Annotated in this window: 15 protein-coding genes; 9 read left to right on the top strand and 6 right to left on the bottom strand. The window is 69.5% G+C overall.

Annotation, left to right across the window (positions count from 1 at the left end):
* Window positions 1–45: 45 nt before the first annotated feature.
* Complete coding sequence (locus ACFKCF_RS53600) at window positions 46–1,254, bottom strand: NADP-dependent malic enzyme (RefSeq protein WP_394504143.1); 1,209 nt, start codon at window positions 1,252–1,254, stop codon at window positions 46–48.
* 307 nt (window positions 1,255–1,561) lie between these two features.
* On the opposite strand from ACFKCF_RS53600, the gene ACFKCF_RS53595 reads away from it, so the two are divergent.
* Together ACFKCF_RS53595 and ACFKCF_RS53590 are read left to right on the top strand one after the other, a co-directional pair.
* Window positions 1,562–2,974: an acyl-CoA carboxylase subunit beta gene (locus ACFKCF_RS53595; protein WP_394504141.1), complete on the top strand. Its 1,413-nt coding sequence runs from the start codon at window positions 1,562–1,564 to the stop codon at window positions 2,972–2,974.
* A gap of 12 nt (window positions 2,975–2,986) precedes the next feature.
* A complete protein-coding gene (locus ACFKCF_RS53590) occupies window positions 2,987–3,196 on the top strand; it encodes a DUF5988 family protein (RefSeq protein ID WP_394504139.1) in 210 nt (69 codons plus the stop codon).
* Between the two features lie 252 nt (window positions 3,197–3,448).
* On the opposite strand, the gene ACFKCF_RS53585 is transcribed toward ACFKCF_RS53590, so the two are convergent.
* On the bottom strand, window positions 3,449–5,116 hold the full coding sequence (locus ACFKCF_RS53585; RefSeq protein WP_394504137.1) for a 2-isopropylmalate synthase: 1,668 nt from the start codon (window positions 5,114–5,116) through the stop codon (window positions 3,449–3,451).
* Between the two features lie 209 nt (window positions 5,117–5,325).
* Between ACFKCF_RS53585 and ACFKCF_RS53580 the strand changes: the two genes are divergently transcribed.
* Complete coding sequence (locus ACFKCF_RS53580) at window positions 5,326–6,204, top strand: UbiA family prenyltransferase (RefSeq protein WP_394504135.1); 879 nt, start codon at window positions 5,326–5,328, stop codon at window positions 6,202–6,204.
* A gap of 16 nt (window positions 6,205–6,220) precedes the next feature.
* Here the strand turns inward: ACFKCF_RS53580 and ACFKCF_RS53575 are convergent, their stop codons facing one another.
* Both ACFKCF_RS53575 and ACFKCF_RS53570 read right to left on the bottom strand, forming a co-directional pair.
* Window positions 6,221–7,150, bottom strand: coding sequence for an aldo/keto reductase (locus tag ACFKCF_RS53575; RefSeq protein ID WP_394504133.1), 930 nt, complete (start codon window positions 7,148–7,150; stop codon window positions 6,221–6,223).
* A 209-nt stretch (window positions 7,151–7,359) separates the two neighbouring features.
* Window positions 7,360–10,104 carry an AAA family ATPase gene (locus ACFKCF_RS53570; protein ID WP_394504132.1) on the bottom strand — a complete coding sequence of 915 codons (2,745 nt, stop codon included), beginning with the start codon at window positions 10,102–10,104 and terminating at the stop codon, window positions 7,360–7,362.
* 886 nt (window positions 10,105–10,990) lie between these two features.
* Here ACFKCF_RS53570 and ACFKCF_RS53565 point away from each other — a divergent pair.
* From ACFKCF_RS53565 to ACFKCF_RS53555, 3 genes are all read left to right on the top strand, one after another.
* Window positions 10,991–11,938: a sensor histidine kinase gene (locus ACFKCF_RS53565; protein ID WP_394504131.1), complete on the top strand. Its 948-nt coding sequence runs from the start codon at window positions 10,991–10,993 to the stop codon at window positions 11,936–11,938.
* Window positions 11,925–12,587: a response regulator transcription factor gene (locus ACFKCF_RS53560; RefSeq protein WP_185067983.1), complete on the top strand. Its 663-nt coding sequence runs from the start codon at window positions 11,925–11,927 to the stop codon at window positions 12,585–12,587. The genes ACFKCF_RS53565 and ACFKCF_RS53560 overlap by 14 nt, the downstream gene beginning before the upstream one ends.
* 133 nt (window positions 12,588–12,720) lie before the next feature.
* On the top strand, window positions 12,721–13,449 hold the full coding sequence (locus ACFKCF_RS53555) for a 4'-phosphopantetheinyl transferase (protein ID WP_394504129.1): 729 nt from the start codon (window positions 12,721–12,723) through the stop codon (window positions 13,447–13,449).
* 306 nt (window positions 13,450–13,755) lie between these two features.
* On the opposite strand, the gene ACFKCF_RS53550 is transcribed toward ACFKCF_RS53555, so the two are convergent.
* Both ACFKCF_RS53550 and ACFKCF_RS53545 read right to left on the bottom strand, forming a co-directional pair.
* Complete coding sequence (locus ACFKCF_RS53550; protein ID WP_394504128.1) at window positions 13,756–14,595, bottom strand: ABC transporter permease; 840 nt, start codon at window positions 14,593–14,595, stop codon at window positions 13,756–13,758.
* A gap of 8 nt (window positions 14,596–14,603) precedes the next feature.
* Window positions 14,604–15,449, bottom strand: a complete 846-nt coding sequence (locus ACFKCF_RS53545; RefSeq protein ID WP_394504126.1) for an ABC transporter ATP-binding protein — start codon at window positions 15,447–15,449, stop codon at window positions 14,604–14,606.
* Window positions 15,450–15,610: 161 nt separating this feature from the next.
* Between ACFKCF_RS53545 and ACFKCF_RS53540 the strand changes: the two genes are divergently transcribed.
* The 3 genes from ACFKCF_RS53540 to ACFKCF_RS53530 are packed head-to-tail and all read left to right on the top strand — an operon-like array spanning window position 15,611 to window position 18,344.
* Window positions 15,611–16,327 (top strand): ABC transporter ATP-binding protein, encoded by a 717-nt coding sequence (locus ACFKCF_RS53540; protein WP_394504125.1) that lies wholly within the window; start codon window positions 15,611–15,613, stop codon window positions 16,325–16,327.
* Entirely contained in the window at window positions 16,324–17,046 is a 723-nt protein-coding gene (locus ACFKCF_RS53535; protein WP_394504123.1) for an ABC transporter permease, read from the top strand. Before ACFKCF_RS53540 ends, ACFKCF_RS53535 begins: the two co-directional genes overlap by 4 nt.
* Window positions 17,043–18,344, top strand: coding sequence for a sensor histidine kinase (locus tag ACFKCF_RS53530; RefSeq protein ID WP_394504121.1), 1,302 nt, complete (start codon window positions 17,043–17,045; stop codon window positions 18,342–18,344). Before ACFKCF_RS53535 ends, ACFKCF_RS53530 begins: the two co-directional genes overlap by 4 nt.
* Window position 18,345: the final 1 nt, after the last annotated feature.

Raw genomic sequence — 18,345 nt, 5'->3', positions numbered from 1 at the left:
CCTCCGAGGTGTGATCGGAGAGCAGGGCGCCCCGGCCGGTGCGCCTCAGAGGCCGCGCAGGCGGGCCACGCCGTCGCGGCGGGCCTGGTCGGCCACCGCCGCGGCGACCGCGGGCACCACCCGGGGGTCGAACGGCTCCGGGATGATCCGCTCCGCCGACAGCTCCTCCTCGATCACGCTGGAGAGGGCGTGCGCCGCGGCCATCTTCATGTTCTCGGTGATCTCCATGGCCCGCGCCGACAGGGCGCCCCTGAACACGCCGGGGAAGGCGAGCACGTTGTTGATCTGGTTGGGGAAGTCGCTGCGCCCGGTGGCCACGACGGCGGCGTGCTCCATCGCGATCCCCGGGTGGATCTCCGGCTCGGGGTTGGACAGGGCGAAGACGATGGAGCCCGGCGCCATCGACGCGATGGCCCGTTCGCTGATCGTCGAGCCCGACAGGCCGATGAAGACGTCCGCCCCAGCCAGGGCCTCCTCGGTCGTGCCGGTGTGGCCCGACTGGTTCGTGCAGGTCGCGATCAGGGCCTTGTACGTGTTGAGGTCGTCACGGCCCTGGTGGAGCACGCCTTTGCTGTCGGACACGATGACCTCGGCGATACCGGCCTTGAGCAGCATGCTCGTGACCGCGAGCCCGGAGGCGCCCGCGCCGGCCACGACGGCCCGCAGGTCCCACAGCCGCCGCCCGGTCAGCCGGGCCGCGTTGCGCAGCGCGGCCAGCACCACGATCGCCGTGCCGTGCTGGTCGTCGTGGAAGACCGGGATGTCCAGCCGCTCCCTGAGCCGGCGCTCCACCTCGAAGCAGCGCGGTGCGCTGATGTCCTCCAGGTTGATGCCGCCGAAGGACGGGGCCATGCGGGCGATCGTCTCCACCAGGTCGTCGACGTCGGTGCAGTCCAGGCAGATAGGCACCGAGTCCACGCCCCCGAACTGCTTGAACAGCAGCGACTTGCCCTCCATGACCGGCATGGCCGCGGTGGGGCCGATGTCGCCGAGCCCGAGCACGGCGGTGCCGTCGGTGACCACGGCGACCACGTTGGACCGCCAGGTGTAGTCGTCGGCCAGCTCCGGCCGCTCGGCGATGGCCGTGCACACGCGGGCCACCCCCGGCGTGTACGCGAGCGACAGGTCGTTGGCGTCGCGCACCGGCACCGAGGGGCGCGTCTCCAGCTTGCCGCCCTCGTGCAGGCGGAAGGCCGGGTCATGGTCGAGGAGCGTGGCGAGGCTGATGGCCGGCGCGGTGATTTCGGTCGTCATCCGGAGCCCCTAGAACCGCATCAGCCGGCCGGACGGGGTGCGCATGTCAGGCACCTCATTTCGCACCGTGGTACGCGCGGGGCGCGCCTTTTTGAGCTGTGCACGTTTCATGGCGTCCATCCCTTTCCGCGACGATCGCTGTGATTAACAACACATCCCGAGTGTCACACGGGCGGCAATTCCCGGTCACCCCACGTGCCCCCTATATCGGGACCGCCCCCTGGTAAGAGGTACGAGGCAGTAGGGGTTGTCCGAGATAGGGGTCGGTCGGGAAATTCGAAGGACAGATACCTGCGAAAGGACAACGATGACGGTCCTGACCGCTTTTCCCACGGAAGCACCACTCGATCCGCGGACGCCATCGGCACGCCTCTCGCGGCTCCTGGATCCCGGTTCCCTGGTGCCGATGCCCGGCGACGACGAGAGCGGCGTGCAGACCGTACACGGTCTGATCGACGGCTCTCCGGTCATCGCCTACTGCACGGACGCGACGCGCATGGGCGGCGCGCTGGGCTGGGCAGGCGCGAATCGCATCGTCGAGGCCATCCAGCTGGCCGTCCGCCGGCGCTGCCCGGTGATCGGCCTGTGGCACTCCGGCGGCGCCCGGCTGGCGGACGGCGTGGAGTCGATGGACGGCGTCGGACGCATGTTCGCCGCCATGACCTCGGCCTCCGGCCTGATCCCGCAGATCTCGGTCGTCCTCGGACCGGCCGCGGGCGCGGCCGCCTACGGGCCCGCGCTGACCGACGTGATCATCATGTCGGACGTCGCGCGGGTCTTCATCACCGGGCCCGACGTCGTCCGCAGCGTCACCGGCGAGGAGATCGACATGGCGGGCCTGGGCGGCCCGGAGGCGCACGGCCCCAAATCGGGGGTCGCGCACATCACGGTCGACTCCGAGCAGGCGGCCTACGACCGGGCCCGCCTGCTGACGGGGTTCTTCACCCACCCCGGCCGGTTCGACTTCGCCGCGCTGAGCGAGCCGCGCGACCTGCGGGCCCTCCTCCCCGAGCAGCCGCGCCGCGCCTATGACGTCCGGCCGGTCCTCCGCGAGCTCCTTGACCCGGAGTTCCTGGAGTTCCAGCCGCGCTGGGCCCCCAACATGGTGGTCGGACTCGGCCGGCTGGGCGGGCGGGCCGTGGGCGTGATCGCCAACAACCCGCTGCGCAAGGGCGGCTGCCTCGACTCGCTCTCGGCGGAGAAGGCCTCGCGTTTCGTGCGGATGTGCGACTCGCTCGGCGTCCCGCTCGTGGTCGTGGTCGATGTGCCCGGCTACCTGCCCGGCGTCCAGCAGGAGTGGGGCGGCGTGGTCAGGCGGGGCGCCAAGCTCCTGCACGCCTTCGCCGAGTCGGTCGTCCCGCGCGTCACGCTCATCACCCGCAAGTCGTACGGCGGCGCCTACATCGCCATGAACTCCAGGTCGCTGGGCGCGACCGCGGTGTACGCCTGGCCCGACGCGGAGGTGGCGGTCATGGGGGCCGAGGCGGCGGTCGGCATCCTGCACCGCAAGCGACTGGCCGCGGTGCCCGAGTCCGAGCAGGCGGACCTGCACGCGCGACTGGTGGAAGAGCATCGGCGGACGGCCGGCGGAGTCGAGCGGGCGATGTCGCTCGGCGTGGTCGACGCGGTCGTCTCGCCTCTCGAGACCCGGCTCCGGCTGGCGGAAGCACTGGCATCGGCACCGCAGGCCCGCGGCTGCCACTCCAACATCCCGCTCTGAATCGAGGAGAGCATGTCCAACATCAAGGTGATGCTCGTCGGCGGACCGAACCACCTGCCGGCCGAGCAGCGGATCGTGACCCTCGCGAAATTCTGCGAGAAGATCAAACTGCCTTTCGGCAGCGGGTACGAGCACTTTCTCCACAAAGGCGAGCGCACCCACGTCGACGGGCAGGAGGTGCCCGCCTATCACTGGATCATGCGGACGGCCATTGCCGAGTGACCGGTGACCGCCTAAGGGTTCGCTAGGGGTGGGATAACAGCCGGACCGGCGATTCAATATGAGTAGTCGGGTTTTGACGGATGTTTATCCCGCCGGAGAGGTGAGGCATTGAACTAGACGGCACTTCCCCTTTTGCCAAGCCCCAGCAGAACGAGAGCCACCGCCCATCATGAAATGGGCGGTGGCTCTCGTCGTTTTTTCAGAAAAAGCCCCCGGAAAACGCCGCGGCGGCCGCCGGCGTGTCCTCCGGCATCAGCTGGCGTTCGCGAGCGGGACCTGCGTCCGGCCGCTCCGCCTGGCGGCCGAGCCGACCGCGGCCAGGGTCGCGTCGACCACGTTGGTGTCGACGCCCACGCCCCAGACCGTCATGCCGTCCACCTTGCATTCGGCGTAGACCGTCGTCTTCATGCTCGTGACACGCTCGGTGCCGTCGGCCCGGTGCACCGCCCGCACGTCGACGCCCCAGGGCGCCATCGTGGCCCCGATGGCCCTGACGGTCTGCTCCTGCTGGCCGTCCATGTGGAGCGTCGCGGTGATCCGGTCGTCCCGCCGCAGCGGGTCGGTCCGGACCTGGCCGGCGAGGTACTCCTGCTCGAACAGCGCCCAGATCTCCTCGGGCGTCAGCTCGCTGCCCCGTGCCTCCGCCCGGGCCTGGACCAGCCCGGCGAACTCCCGCTGCAGCTCGCGGGGCAGCCGCATCCCGTGCCAGGCGCTCATGACGTACGCGATGCCGCCCTTGCCCGACTGGCTGTTGATCCGCACGATCGCCTCGTACGTGCGCCCGACGTCCTTGGGGTCCACCGGCAGGTACGGCATGCTCCACGGCATCTCGTCGACGCCGGCCCCGCTCTCGCCGGCGGCCCGCTCCAGGTCGTCGAAGCCCTTCTTGATCGCGTCCTGGTGCGAGCCGGAGAAGGCGGTGTACACCAGCTCGCCGCCGTACGGGTGCCGGGGGTGCACGGGAATCTCGTTGCAGAGCTCGACCGTGTCGCGGATCCGGTCGATGTCGGAGAAGTCGATCCCCGGGTCCACGCCGTGGGTGAACATGTTCATGCCGAGCGTCACCAGGCAGACGTTGCCCGCCCGCTCGCCGTTGCCGAACAGGCACCCCTCGATGCGCTCGGCCCCGGCCAGCAGCGCCAGCTCGGACGCGGCCACCCCCGTGCCGCGGTCGTTGTGCGGGTGGATGGACAGGCAGACGTGCTCCCTGCGGGAGAGGTTGCGGTCCAGCCATTCGATCTGGTCGGCGAACACCGAGGGCAGGGACCGCTCGACGGTGGTGGGGAAGTTCAGGATGATCGGGCGGCCGGGGCCGGTCTCCCACACGTCCATGACCGCCTCGCAGACCTCCAGGGCGAAGTCCGCCTCGGTCTCGTTGAACAGCTCGGGCGAGTACTGGTAGCGCAGGTCGCAGTCCGCCAGGTCCCGCTCCGCGTACTTCATCATCAACCGGGTGCCGTGCACGGCCAGGTCCTTGCACTGGGCGCGGTCCATGTTGAACACCACCCGCCGGAACAGCGGCGCGGTCGCGTTGTAGAGGTGGAACGTGGCGCGAGGGGCGCCGGCCAGCGCGGTGACCGAGCGCTCGATCAGCTCGTCCCGCGCCGGTACGAGCACCGAGATCCATACGTCGTCCGGGATGCGGTCCTGCTCGATGAGCATCCGGACGAAGTCGTAGTCGTCCTGGCTGGCCACCGGGAATCCGACTTCGATCTCCTTGTAGCCGATGTCGACGAGCAGCTCGAACATGCGCAGCTTCCGCGCCGGCGACATCGGGTTGGCCAGCGACTGGTTTCCGTCGCGGAGGTCCGTCGACAGCCAGCGGGGCGCCGCCACGATCCTCTTGTCCGGCCAGGTCCGGTCGGCCAGTGCCAGCGGGGTGAAGTTCGAGTAGCGCTCGACGGGGCGGGTCGGGGCCATCGTGAATCTCCTTCGCAGGTCTTTTGGTGTGGCTCTAGGAGATCTCCGGACTCAACGTACAGTCGGCGACAGGCCCCGCAACAGGTCGAGGATCATGAGAGTGCCGGTCCTGACCAAGGGATCCGGCGGGGGTATCGAGAGTGCGCGCCCCCGGTATCTTTCGACGCACCCCCCTTCTCGGGCCCCTGCCGGCCCTTCACACTCCGATCATGGCGACTATCGAACCGGCGCTCCGGCGAGGCCGTCTGTGCTTCGCGGAAGCGCGGCCTACAGTGCAGGTCATCTTCTTGCTGCGCTTCCTCACCGGCACGGCGCTGTGCGCCTCGGTCGCCGGCGACGACGGCCACCTGGGCAGAACGGCCTGGGGCGCCGCGGCATGGGTGATGATGATCTTCGCCGTCTACCTCTTCAACGGCGTCATGGACGTGCCGGAGGACCGGCTCAACGGCTCACGCAGGCCCATCGTCCGTGGCGACCTGCCGCCGGGATTCGCCCGAGCGGTCGCGATCGGGTCGGCCCTGCTGTCGCTCGCGGCCGGCTTCGCGCTCTCCCCGCTCATGGGCGGCATGCTCGCCGTCGTGCTGGCGCTCGGCTACCTCTACTCGGGCCCGCCGTTCCCGCTCAAGCGCAGCTCCGGCGGCACGGTCCTGACGGGAGGCCTGGCCACCCTGCTCACCTACTACGGGGGCGCCTTCTCCTACGCGAGCGAGATCAGGAGCTCGCTGATGCTGGTCGTCTTCGTGCTCGCCGCGTCGCTGTGGACCGCTCTCGTGGGCTCGACGACCAAGGATCTGCCGGACATCGAGGGCGACGCCCGCGCCGGGCGGATGACCTTCGCGGTCATGCACGGCGAGCGCGTCCTGCGGCTGGCGATCTGCTGCACGGCGATCGGGCTGGCGCTGGCGTTCGGCGCGACCGTCCTGCTGCTGCGACTCCCGCTGTGGCCGTCCGCGCTCGCCATGATCGGCGGGGCGCTGGTCATCACGGTCCTGTGCTTCAAGGGCCGCCGCCGCGAGCCGTACGGCGCCTTCATGGCCACCCAGTACGCCCTGCACGGCCTGGCGATCCTGCCGCTCTTCCTCATCTGACAGGCGGACCGGCAGATCAGGGCGCGCAGTCCGCGCCGGTCGAGCCGGGCGGGAAGGCCTCCTCCAGCCGCCGGCACACCGCCTCGGTCAGCCGGAGCCTGACCGAGCCCACGTTCATCTCCAGGTGGACCGGGTCGCGCGTGCTGGGCACCGGCACCACGTCCGGCCCCCGCGACAGCAGCCAGGCCAGGGCCAGGCGGCCCGTGCTGACATCCATGTTCGCCGCCTCGGCCTGCACCCGCCGGAGCAGCTCGATGTTGCGCGGGAGGTTGTGCGGCGAGAACCGGGGATCCGCCCGGCGAGGGTCGGCCGGGTCGAGCCGCGAGGGCGACAGGCTCCGCCCGGTCAGGAAGCCGCGGCCCAGCGGCCGGCAGGCCAGCACGCCGATCCCGAGCTCGCGCGCCACCGGCAGCCGGTCGAGCTCGACCGCACGGTGCCACAGGGAGTATTCCATCGCCAGGGCGGCCATCGGGTGGACCGCGTGCGCCCGGCGGAGCTCGTCCCCCGTCACCCCCGACAGGCCGACGTGGCGGGCCTTGCCCGCGGTCACCAGGTCGGCCAGCTGGTGAGCGGTCTCCTCGACCGGCACGGACGGCTCCTCGGGGCGGGCTATGTAGAGGTCGACGTAGTCGACGCCCAGGCGCTTCAGCGAGGCGTCGCACGCCTGCGCCAGCTCGCCGCAGCCGGTGCCGCGCTGGACGGTCCGCGTCGCCAGCAGCACGTCGTCGCGCCAGGGCCGGACGGCCTCGCCGACGAGCCGCTCGACCTCGCCGTCGGCGTGGTCGTCGGACATGTCGAGCAGCGTCACGCCCACGTCGAGAACGTAGTGGATCAACGCCAGGGACTCCGCGCGATCCACGTGGCCGTACACGCCTGAGAGGGCCAGACACCCGAAGCCCAGACACGAGGTGATCAGCCCCGCATCGCCCAGCCTTCTGCTGTCCACGACACTCCCCTCCATTTGACCGTCACGTTATACATACGATCGGCGGGCCGTGATTGTGCCACAACCCCTATCTCCCCTACGGGCAGGCGAATAAGGGGAGAATTTTTCCCGTTTATCCCGTATGACACAGAACGCAACGATCAGTTATACGTCTAGTTAATGGAGCTACCCACCACGCGGACTCCGCGTGGTGGGCAGGATTGGGAGGGTTACCGGACGGCCGGGCTCAGCTCCAGATCCGTGGGGAGATCGGAGCGCTGAGTGATTCCGAGCTTGCGATAGATGCGCGTCAAGTGCTGTTCCACCGTGCTCACCGTGATGAACAGCTTGGCCGCGATCTCGCGGTTGGTGTAGCCGACGGAGGCCAGGCCCGCGACCCGGCGCTCCGCGTCGCTGAGGATCGCCACGACCTTGCTGATCTCGGCGTTCTGCCCGTCGCCGCCGGAGGAGCCGTCACCGGTCAGCGCCTGGCTGAGCGGCTGGGCGCCGCACTCCTGCGCGAGGATGCGCGTACGGCTGGCGATGATGCCCGCCCTGCGGAACTCCCCGACGCTGTGGAACGCCTCGGTGAGGTCGAACAGCGACCGGGCCAGCTCGTAGCGGTCGCCGCAGGCCTGCAGGCGGTCCGTGGACTGCCGCAGGAGCATGGGCCGGTGCCGGAGCTCGCTCGTGGCGGCCAGCAGGCGCAGCGCGATCCCCTGCGTGCGCGAGGCCATGGGGCCGCAGCGCGACAGCTGCTCCTCGACCAGGGCACGGGCCTCGTCGTGCTCACCCATCCGGATGAGCGCCTCCGCCGCGTCGGCACGCCAGGCGATGAAGCCTGGTGTGTCCATCTCCCACTCGCCCATGAGCTCGCCGCAGAAGCGGAAGTCCCGCAGTGCCGCCGCCGGATGGTCCACTGCCAGGTGGTAGCGCCCGCGGGCGTGCAGGTAGTGCAGCCCGAACCGGGTACGCAGCATGGCCTCCGGGACCGCGGTGTTGACCTGGGCGAGCGCCTGGTCGTACTGACCCATGGCCGTGCCGGCCAGCATCAGGTTGGCCAGCGGCGAACCCACGGTCACACCCCAGCTGGCCGGCGGGATGAGCTCCAGGGCCAGGCGCGCGGACGAGGCGGCGGTCTCCAGATCGCCGCGCCGCATGGCGATCTCAGCGCGGATCGCGGTGAGCCGGGCCCGGCGGGCCGGCGCGCTGCGAGACTGCGCCTCCTCGATGAAGGCGTCGCACCACGGCGCCGCCTTGTCCGGCCAGCCGCCGTAGGTGAGCGCGAGCAGCGAGCTCTCCACCGTGTCCATGGACATCTCGTCCAGGCGCGAGCTGTGCAGGATCCGCTCCACCGTGGTCGGGGTGCGCTCGCGGGGACCGCGGGTGAGCACCGAGGTCAGGGCGTTGATCGCCTCCAGCCGCCGGCTCACCCGCACCGGTAACACGGCCTCCTTGTTCTGCTCGGTGGTCGCCCTGTCGACGTGGGCCAGCAACGGCGGCGCCGAGGCGCGCAGCCACAACCGGGTGCCGACGAGCTCGGCCACGGTCTGCGGCTCGGTGTCGCCGCTCTCCTTCAGGTGTTCGAGCACCTGGCAGGCGTCGTCCACCTTGCCGTGCCACAGCAGCGCCCTGGCCAGGACGACCGCGTCGCTACCGCGCAGGGTGCCGTTGCGCAGGGCGTCGGTCAGCTCGGCGATGTGCTCGGCCGGGGTGCTGGGGTTGATGCGCCACTCCGCGCGCATCAGGAGCGTGGCGATGGTGGTACGCCGCCGCTCGTCGGTGCAGCAGCGCCAGGCGAGCTTGAGGTAGTCGACGGCCTCGTCCACGAACCCGTCGTCCAGCCGGTGCAGCGCCGCTGCCTCCAGCACGGGGACGGCCCACGGCAGGTCGGTGGCGTCGGCGCCGACCAGGTGCTCGGCTATCGCGAGATCGTCGGCCCCCTCCAGGTGCAGCAGCTCGGCGGCCCTGTGGTGCACGCTGCGCCGCATCTCGTCACCCAGCTCGGCCAGCACCGTCTGCCTGGCGATCTCGGCCCGGTAGTGGCCCGACTCCAGCAGCCCGGCGGTCTCCAGCCAGCGGGTGGCCTGGGCCACCGTCGTGCCGTCCGCGTCGACCAGGCGCTGCAGGAGCCCCTCGTCGTCCAGCACCGCGAGCCAGCCGGCGACCTGCAGGAGCTCGGGGTCGGCCCGGTGCAGGCAGGACAGCACGGCCTCGCCGTAGCGCTCGGCGGGGGCGCCGCCGCTCGTCCCGAAGTCCTCGACCAGGCCCCTGAGCAGGAGCGGGTTGCCGCCGCTCAGCGCGTACCAGTCCGGTGCCACGGCTTCGGCCGCCGCCTCTCCCAGGTGCTCGGCCGCCATGCCGGCCACCGCGTCGTACGACAGCGGCGCCAGCCTCACGGGCGTGCAGTGCGGCTGGCGCAGCATCTCGGTGGCGAAGAAGCCGTGGGTGTGCGGCCGGTAGTCGGCCTGGCCGAACACCGCCATGAGCGGGGAGTATCTGGCCCTGCGGACCAGGTAGGACAGGCAGAGCAGCGAGGCCCTGTCGGCGAGGTGGACGTCGTCGACGACGATCGCCAGCGGGTGGCGCTCGGCGAGCGAGAGCAGCACCGCGCACAGCGAGTGCACGATCTGGGCGTCCACCTGTTCAAAGCTCTCCCCCTTCGCGGGGGAGGCCATCTGCGCGCCCTCTCGCAGCAGGTCAGCCGCGAGCGCGCGTACGTCTTCCTGTAGTGGCGTGTTCTGGAAGAGCTGGCCGAGCACGCCCAGCGGCAGGTCGCTCTCCGCCCGGGTGGCGGATGCCACCAGCGGCAGCGCGCCACGCTCCAGAGCCTGCTCGGCGAAGGCGTGCAGGAGCTCGCTCTTGCCCGTCGCAACGACTCCCGTCACCATTGCGACCCGGCCCTTGCCGCCCACGGCCTCGGCGAGGAGACCTTGCATGGAGGCCATGGCGGTGTCTCTTTCGTACAGCCCCATGATGGACACCCCTTTTAGAAAGGCAATTTCCGGCCGGAAGGGGTTCTGAGGTCCAGGGAGCCATTTAGCTCTTTTTTCGGCTTCGATTTCACGATCCGTCGGACTTGCCGCATGACCCTCAACCTCTTCCGTACCCGGTTATGGGTTGACGGTCATCACGTTAGGTGTCAGTTCGGGGTGCCCACAATATGACTTATCCTTAATAACGCCCGCCGCTCCACACGGACCAGATCGTCTCCAACTTTCGGACCAGCGCGCGGTCCGAGTCGATCCGCCGGACGGTCACCTCGGTGCGGCACCAGGCCCTGCGCCGCCGTCCGGGGTCCCGCGGCGCAGGGGTGGGCGGCGGCCGCGGCCGTCCGGCAAAGCGCTTGAATCATTTATTACCCGCCAGTCAACATTAGCCGGGCAGGGCTAATGCGAGCCATGCTCATGTCGATCTCGGCCTTACCGACCGTCGCAGCTTCACATCTCACAAACAACCCCTATTGGACGGTGAGCACGAGATCGCCCTCGCCTCACCGGCCTCCGGAGCCCCGCCGAGCCGCCCCAAGACAGGGCACCCTAAGTCACGAAATATTGACATTCCCACGTCGCACGCGTTCTCACTGGTCACAGGGCTCGCGAGCTCGGGGCGCAGGCCCGCGGCGCATGGGGGCCTATGTTCATACAGTTGCCTACTCATCAGTGTTGACCCAAGATGTAAGCATTCGTGCATTTCCAAGGGGACGTGGTGGGAGAAATTGCGCAAAGGGGCCAGCAAGATGCCACGGGAACGGCGAATCTTATCGAGGAGTGTCGAGCCGACATACTGAGCAAGTACGAGCAGGGACTGGCCTCGATCGGCAGCGTACTGATCAGGGATCAGCACACGAAAGCCCAGGTCATGGCGAACGCGGGCGAGATCCTGACGGAGATGGCCGGCACGCTGCGGGCAGGCCACTTGCTCGACGATGAGACGTCCCGTTTCCTGTCCTGGGACATCGGCGTGGCCAGAGCGTCCGCCGGTATCCATCCGAGAGAATCCCTACTGGCCGCGTCGGTCTTCTTCCGCGCCGCCTTCACTACTCTCAGTCACCGCCTTCAGGACGACACGCAGGCTGCCCGGCTGCTCAGGCTCGTGGTGACGGCTCTGGAACAGAGCATCTCCCTGCGCATCAGAGAGGCTTCGAGCAGCTACACCGGGTTCTTGCTGAACCAGGTGACCGAGGCGCAGATGGCCGAGCGCCGCCGGATCGCCAGGGAGCTACACGACCGCATCGGCCACAGTCTCAGCGTCGCCCAGCGCCAGCTGGAGCTGTCGAACCTCTACCGGCCGACCGAGCCGGCCAAGGCGCTGGCCAAGCTGGAAATGGCGCAGCAGGCCATCCAGGAGACGATGTGCAGCCTGCGCCAGGTGACCTCCGACCTCCATCCTCCCGACGGGAGGACTCTCGAGAAGGGCCTGCTCGGCTACCTGGACGTGATCGGGACGGACGACGTGCAGGTCGAGCTCGTCGTCAACGGCGACCAGAGCTGGGCGCCCCCGATCGTCAGCGAGGAGTGCCTGCTCATCCTGCGCGAAGCGGCCCGCAACGCGCTCACCCATGGAGACCCTTCGACCATCTTCATCAGGATCGACGTCGCGCCGCACGAGCTGATCGCCTCCGTGATCGACGACGGCTGCGGCTTCGACCCGAACCAGCAGGCGCCCAAGGGCAGCCTGGGCCTGTCCTCCATCCGGGAACGCACCCAGCTGCTCGGCGGCACGGTCACCATCGCGAGCGAACCCGGCAAGGGGGCGAGGGTCGACCTCGCCGTGCCCATCCAGAGGCGACTCGATGATCAGGAGTGAGCAACCGACCACAGTGGCCATCGTGGACGACCACGCGCTCTTCCGCGAGGGACTCAGGGAGATCCTCGAATCCCAGGAAGGCCTGGTCGTGGTGGGCGAGGCCGGCACCTCCAGCGGCGCGCTCAGCATGGTGGCCGACAAGAAGCCGGACATTCTCCTGCTCGACGTGGAGATCCCCGGCGACTCCGCCACCGACACCGTGACGCGCCTGCGAAGCCAGTCGCCGAACACGCAGATCATCATCCTGAGCATGTACGACGGACCGCAGCTGCTGCACCGGCTCCTGGCCGCCGGCATCCGCGGATACCTGCTGAAGAGCGTCCACTGGCACGAGCTGGTGTCGGCCATCCGGAGCGTGCACGACGAACCGGAGCGTGTCGTGCTCGCTGTCTCCCGCGAGAGCCTCGCCCAGATGGAGAGCTCACCGTCCGAGGTGCTGACGAGCAAGGAGCGGGAGGTGCTCGAACTGGCCGCGCAGGCGCTCAGCAACCGGCAGATCGCCGCCCGCATCAACACCACGGAAGCCACGGTGAAGCGCCACCTGCGCAACATCTTCGTCAAGCTCGGCGCCGCCTCGCGCATCGACGCGGTCAACCGGGCGATCGACGCCTCACTGATCACACCATCACGGACACGATCCGACAACTAACCTTCAACCGCCATATATATGAATAAATCGGACCCCCTTCCCGGGGTAGGTTCACCCCGCAACCGTCTCCGGAGAGCCCGAGAAGAAGCGCCCGGACATTCTCTTCCGCGAAGGCCCTGCCTAGCGTGGAATTGTGAACACCAATGCATTTATCGGGAGCATCCTCCCGCCGTGGGTGGTGGCGGTCGACACGTTCGACGACCACGACGCGGTGCTCTTCCCTGGGGAAGAAGAGGTGATCAGCCGATCGGTGGAGAGCCGGCGCAAGGAGTTCGCCACGGCACGCATGTGCGCGAGGACCGCGATGGGGCTGCTCGGCCTGCCCGAGCAGCCCATCCTGCCGGGCGTGCGCGGTGAACCTCAGTGGCCGAAGGGCTTCGTGGGCAGCATCACCCACTGCGCCGGTTACCGCGGCGCCGTCGTCAGCCCCGGCACCGACACCATCACGATCGGCATCGACGCCGAGCCCAACCAGCCGCTGTCGTACGGCGTCCTGGAAGCGGTCTCCCTGGTGGAGGAGCGCAAGTCGCTGAGCGCGCTCGCCGCCGACTACCCGGACGTCGCATGGGACCGCCTGCTGTTCTCGGCGAAGGAGTCGGTCTACAAGGCCTGGTTCCCGCTGGCGAAGCGGTGGCTCGACTTCGAGGACGCGATCCTCACCTTCAACCCGGTGCAGGGGACGTTCTCCGCCCGGCTCCTGGTGACCGGGCCGCACGTGGAGGGCCGGCAGCTGATGGGCTTCTCCGGCACGTGGAAGGCCCAGGACGGTCTCATCGTCACCGCCATCGTCAAGGCCACCGGCTCCGCCACCCGCCGCCGCCCCGCGCTCAGGCGCCCCGCCGCCCAGCCCGTCAAGGCCTGACCCGGCCGGACGGCGCGGCACACGCCTGCCGCGCCCGACCTCGCACCTCCGGCCGGGGTACGGCGGCGCCGCGCCACGCGCGCCCGCCCCTCTCAGCGCGGCCCTTCCTCGCGCTCGTCCCTCTCAGCGCCCGCGCTCCCGCGCCTTCCCTCCCGGGTCCGCAAGGCGCGTGGACGGCTCCCGATCCGGAGCAGCCCCCGGCGGCGACGTGTGCGGAGCCACCGACGCAGAAAGCCCGGCACAGGTGCCGGGCATGCGATTGACGGTGGCGTTCAGATGACCCGCCACCGTCACGAGGGTTCGAGGTCAGTTGTCCCTGGCCGTCCAGCGGAACGTCTTCAGGCACAGCAGCAGCGCGCCCACGCACCAGGCGGCGAGCACGATGGCCGTCATCGGATGCTGCCACGAGCCGGAGGGCTCCAGTGCCGCCGCGTGTTCCGGCAGGAAGACAGAGCGCATGCCCTGGGTGATCCACTTGAGCGGGAACAGCGACGCGAAGAACTGCAGAATGCCCGGCACGTCGGAGAAGGGCATGAAGACGCCGGAGCAGAACTGCACGATGAGGAAGGGCAGCGTGATCACCGCGTTGGCCCCGCGCGTCGACTTCGGCAGGCTGCCGGCCGCGATGCCCAGGAGCGCGCAGGCCGTGCCGCCGAGAAGGAGCACCCACGTGAACGTCAGCCACCGGTCGAGCGAGGTGGGCACCTGGACGCCGAACAGCAGTGCTCCCACCGTGACCAATATGGCGACCTCGGCGATCATGCACACCAGGACCTGGATGACCTTGCCACCGAAATACGCCATCCGCGGCAGCGGCATGCCGTAGAGCCTCTTCAGGGTCCCGTCATGGCGTTCAAGGGCGATGTTGATGCCCAGGTTCTGGAAGGACGTGCCCATCACGCCGGCGCCGATCATGCCCGCCGTGAGGATCTGGGCGCCCGTGATCCCGGCGATGGCCGGTTTGTTGATCTGCATCGCGCCCAGCAGCATCAGCATGATCGCCGGGAGCGAGAAGATGACGATGAACTGGCTCTTGGTGCGGAAGAAGCTCCTGAGCTCCAACGCGCCGCGCTTGAACGCCAGGCTCCAGGCGCTGGGCAGGCCCGCCGAGCCCGCGGCGGGAATGCGGGTCGTCGGTCTCGACATCGTGGTTGTCACGGCTGGTCTCCGATCAGGCCGAGGTAGATGTCTTCGAGGGTCGGCCGGGTCACGGCCAGCTCCGGGATCTCCCCCTCGAACTGGCGGCCCAGCTCGGCGACGACCTGCGTGGGCGTCGCCGTCTTCACGCTGCGCTCCCCGTCCGGGCCGGTCCAGCTGACGGTGGCCATCGCCTGCGCGCGGCCGGCCAGCGTGGCCGGCTCTCCCAGCGCGACGACCCTGCCCCCCATGATCACTCCCACCCGGTCGGCCAGCGCCTCGGCCTCGTCCAGGTAGTGGGTGGTCAGCAGGATGGTGGTGCCCTCGTCGGCCAGTTGCGAGATCAGGTCCCAGAACTGGCGGCGCGCCATGGGGTCGAACCCCGTGGTGGGCTCGTCCAGGAAGACCAGCTCGGGATTGCCCACGACGCCGAGCGCCACGTCGACCCTGCGCCGCTGGCCGCCGGAGAGATGGCGGGTGCGGACGTCGGCCTTGTCGGTGAGCCCGACGAGCTCGATCACGTGGTCGGGGTCACGCGGGCTCGGGTAGTAGGTCGCGTAGTGATGCACCATCTCCCGGACGGTCATCTCCGCGGCGTCGGTGGCCGACTGCAGCACGATGCCGAGCCTGGCGCGCCAGGCCCGGCCGGCCTGGCCGGGGTCCTCGCCGAGCACGCTGATGTCGCCGGCGTCACGGCGGCGGTGCCCTTCGAGGATCTCAACAGTGGTCGTCTTGCCCGCGCCGTTGGGGCCGAGGAGCGCGAACACCTCACCCCTGGCGATGTCCAGGTCGACGCCGTCTATGGCGACCACGTCGCCATATCTCTTGCGCAGCTCACGTACGCGCACCGCTGTATCGCTCATACCCATCAGGGTTGGGGATCGGCTCCGCCGCCGACACCCCTATTTAGGGTTTCACCTGGTCATACGCCTAAGCCGCAGGTCGGACCCCAAATCAAGGAGCTGACCCCCTATCAACCGTTCGGAGGATGTCGAAAGTCGCGGCCACCGATGATTCTGTAAACATGACAGTCATCGAAATCGAGGGTATGAGTAAGAGCTACCGAGACAAGCAGGTTCTCGAGAGCGTATCCCTGAGGGTGGAAAAGGGCGAGATCTTCGGGATCGCCGGCCCCAACGGAGCGGGCAAGACCACGACCGTGGAGTGCATGGCGGGCCTGCGGCAGCGCGACGGCGGTGTGCTGCGCGTGCTGGGCCTCGACCCGCAGACCGACCGGAGCCGGCTCCTTCCGCGCATCGGCGTTCAGCTGCAGGAGGCGGCCCTGCCGGACGCGCTCAAGGTGGGCGAGGCGCTGAAGATGTATGCCTCCTTCTATGACAAGCCCGCCGACTGGAGGGCGCTCATGGACGAGTGGGGGCTGACCGAGCGGCAGCGCTCCAGCTTCAGGAGCCTGTCGGGCGGCTGGAAGCAGCGCCTGTTCATCGCGCTGGCCCTGGTCGGCAACCCGGAGGTCGTCTTCCTCGACGAGCTCACCACCGGCCTGGACCCCTCCGCGCGCCGCATGACGTGGGGCCTGGTCCGCGAGATCCGCGACCGCGGGGTGACTGTCGTGCTGGTCACCCACTTCATGGACGAGGCCCAGGCGCTGTGCGACCGCATGGCGATCATCGACCGGGGCCGCGTCATCACCCACGGCACCCCGGGCGAGCTGAAGGCCCAGGGCCGTACCGAATCGCTCGAGGACGCGTACTTCGCTCTGACGGGAGGGCAGGCGGCATGAGAGGCATCACTCAGGTCATCGCGGTCGAGCTCAAGCTGATCGCACGGGACCCGATGTCGGCGTTCTTCGCGCTGGCCTTCCCCGCGATCATGCTCTGCGTCAAGCTGCGCAACGGCGGCTCCCTTCCCAGCGGGCTGTCGCTGGCGGACGCCAACGTGCCGATGCTGACCACCTTCGTCATCGGCATGGCCGCGCTGGTCATCCTGCCGGCCACGGTCGCCCAGTACCGGGAGCGCCTGGTGCTGAAGCGGCTGCGGGCCACGCCGGCCTCGCCCGGCATGCTGTTCGGCGCCCAGTGGGTCGCTCACATGCTGCTGGCCGTGTTCGGCACGGCGCTGCTGGTTGCCATCGGCTTCTTCGTCTTCGGCGCCTCGGTCCCCGCCAACGTGGGCGGCGTGGTCGTGGCGTGGATCCTCGCCGCGCTGAGCCTCAGCGCCATCGGCTTCCTGCTCGGCGCCGTGGTGCCCTCCGGCCGCGGCGCGACCGTGATCGGGCTGAGCCTGTTCTTCCCGATGGTCTTCATCTCCGGCGCCGTTATCCCCCGCGAGAGCATGGGCGGTTCGATGCAGGCGATCGGTGACCTGACCCCCATGGCACCCGCCGTCCAGGCCATCCGCGCCGGCTGGGAGGGCAGCGCGATGTCCCCGATCTCGCTGGCCGTCATGCTCGCGATCTGCCTCGTCGCCGGCGGTGTCGCCATCAGGACCTTCCGGTGGTGAGCAGCGTCGACCGCGAAGGGCCGGGGCCGGTGGTCACCTCCACCGGCCCCGGCCCTTCACGATGGGACCGGGTCTGGCCCTACCTGCCTTACCTGTTCATCCTGCTCCCGACCGGTTTCTCCCTGCTGCAGAACTGGCGGGCGGACACGCTGGTCCTGGCGCTGTTCGCGATGGCCTGGCACTGGTTCATGGTCGGCGCGCACCCCGAGTGGATCAAGCACCACCTCGTCGCGCTCGCCTACTTCGCCGTCCTGCTCGCCGCCATCGGGGCGCTGGTCAGCATCGACTCGGTGTTCACGGTGGCCGGTCCGGCGGTGTTCATCCAGTCCTTCGCGCTGCTGCCCCGCTGGTGGGCCTACGCCGGGGTGGCCGCGACCGCGGGGGTGCTGGTCTCGATGCGGCCGGAGGCCGGGCGGAGCCCGGGCCAGATGCTCTTCTCGTTCCTGGTGGCCGCGCTGGTCGCCTCCGCGGTCGGCCTGGTCGTCCAGACCATCTCCGACCAGAACGAGAGCCGCAGGGTGATGATCGCGCAGCTCCAGGAGACCGGCGCGAGGCTGGCCGCCCTCGCGGCGGAGAACGCCAACCTGCAGGCCCAGCTGCTGAACAGGGCCCGCGAGGCCGGGATGCTCGGGGAGCGGCAGCGCCTGGCCAGGGAGATCCACGACACGATCGCGCAGGGCCTGACCGCCATCGTCACCCAGGTGGAGGCCGCCGAGGAGGCGCTCGACGACGTCAAGGCAGCTCGTGCCCGCCTTGACACGATTCGCACGCTGGCCAGGGACAGCCTGAAGGAGGCCCGCCGGTCGGTGCAGGCCCTGCGCCCCGCGCCGCTGGCAGAGTCGCAGCTGCCGGCCGCGCTGCAGGACGTCTCCGGCAAGTGGTCGAAGGCGAGCGGCGTGCTTTCGTCCCTGGAGGTCACGGGCGAGGCCCGGCCGCTGCACGCGGAGGTGGAGATCACCCTGCTGCGGGTGGCGCAGGAGGCGCTGGCGAATGTCGCCAAGCACGCTTCTGCCGGACGAGTTGCCCTCACCCTGTCGTACATGGAAGATGTCGTGGTGCTGGACGTACGCGACGACGGAGCCGGTTTCGCCCCCGGGCCACCCGGCCTGCCGGCCGCGCCCGCCTCCGAGACGGGCGGTTTCGGCCTCCTGTCCATGCGCCAGCGCGTGACCAGGCTTGCGGGCGACTTCCAGATCGAGTCGGCCCCCGGCGAGGGCACCGGCATCTGCGCCACCGTTCCCGCCATCCCCGCCGAAATGGGCCTCGAGCCATCCGACCGATCCAGAAACGCCGGGTGAG

The organism is Nonomuraea sp. JJY05 (genome assembly GCF_043496855.1).
Taxonomy (GTDB): Bacteria; Actinomycetota; Actinomycetes; order Streptosporangiales; family Streptosporangiaceae; genus Nonomuraea.
Note: the sequence above shows the minus strand (reverse complement) of the source record. Positions and strands in the feature narration are given on the sequence as shown.

Coding starts and splice junctions, on each gene's coding strand:
- ACFKCF_RS53585 (WP_394504137.1), bottom strand. CDS start 5,116: ATGGCCCCGACCCGCCCCGTCGAGCGCTACTCGAACTTCACCCCGCTG.
- ACFKCF_RS53600 (WP_394504143.1), bottom strand. CDS start 1,254: ATGACGACCGAAATCACCGCGCCGGCCATCAGCCTCGCCACGCTCCTC.
- ACFKCF_RS53550 (WP_394504128.1), bottom strand. CDS start 14,595: ATGTCGAGACCGACGACCCGCATTCCCGCCGCGGGCTCGGCGGGCCTG.
- ACFKCF_RS53580 (WP_394504135.1), top strand. CDS start 5,326: ATGGCGACTATCGAACCGGCGCTCCGGCGAGGCCGTCTGTGCTTCGCG.
- ACFKCF_RS53560 (WP_185067983.1), top strand. CDS start 11,925: ATGATCAGGAGTGAGCAACCGACCACAGTGGCCATCGTGGACGACCAC.
- ACFKCF_RS53595 (WP_394504141.1), top strand. CDS start 1,562: ATGACGGTCCTGACCGCTTTTCCCACGGAAGCACCACTCGATCCGCGG.
- ACFKCF_RS53590 (WP_394504139.1), top strand. CDS start 2,987: ATGTCCAACATCAAGGTGATGCTCGTCGGCGGACCGAACCACCTGCCG.
- ACFKCF_RS53540 (WP_394504125.1), top strand. CDS start 15,611: ATGACAGTCATCGAAATCGAGGGTATGAGTAAGAGCTACCGAGACAAG.
- ACFKCF_RS53570 (WP_394504132.1), bottom strand. CDS start 10,104: ATGGGGCTGTACGAAAGAGACACCGCCATGGCCTCCATGCAAGGTCTC.
- ACFKCF_RS53545 (WP_394504126.1), bottom strand. CDS start 15,449: ATGAGCGATACAGCGGTGCGCGTACGTGAGCTGCGCAAGAGATATGGC.
- ACFKCF_RS53565 (WP_394504131.1), top strand. CDS start 10,991: ATGGCGAACGCGGGCGAGATCCTGACGGAGATGGCCGGCACGCTGCGG.
- ACFKCF_RS53535 (WP_394504123.1), top strand. CDS start 16,324: ATGAGAGGCATCACTCAGGTCATCGCGGTCGAGCTCAAGCTGATCGCA.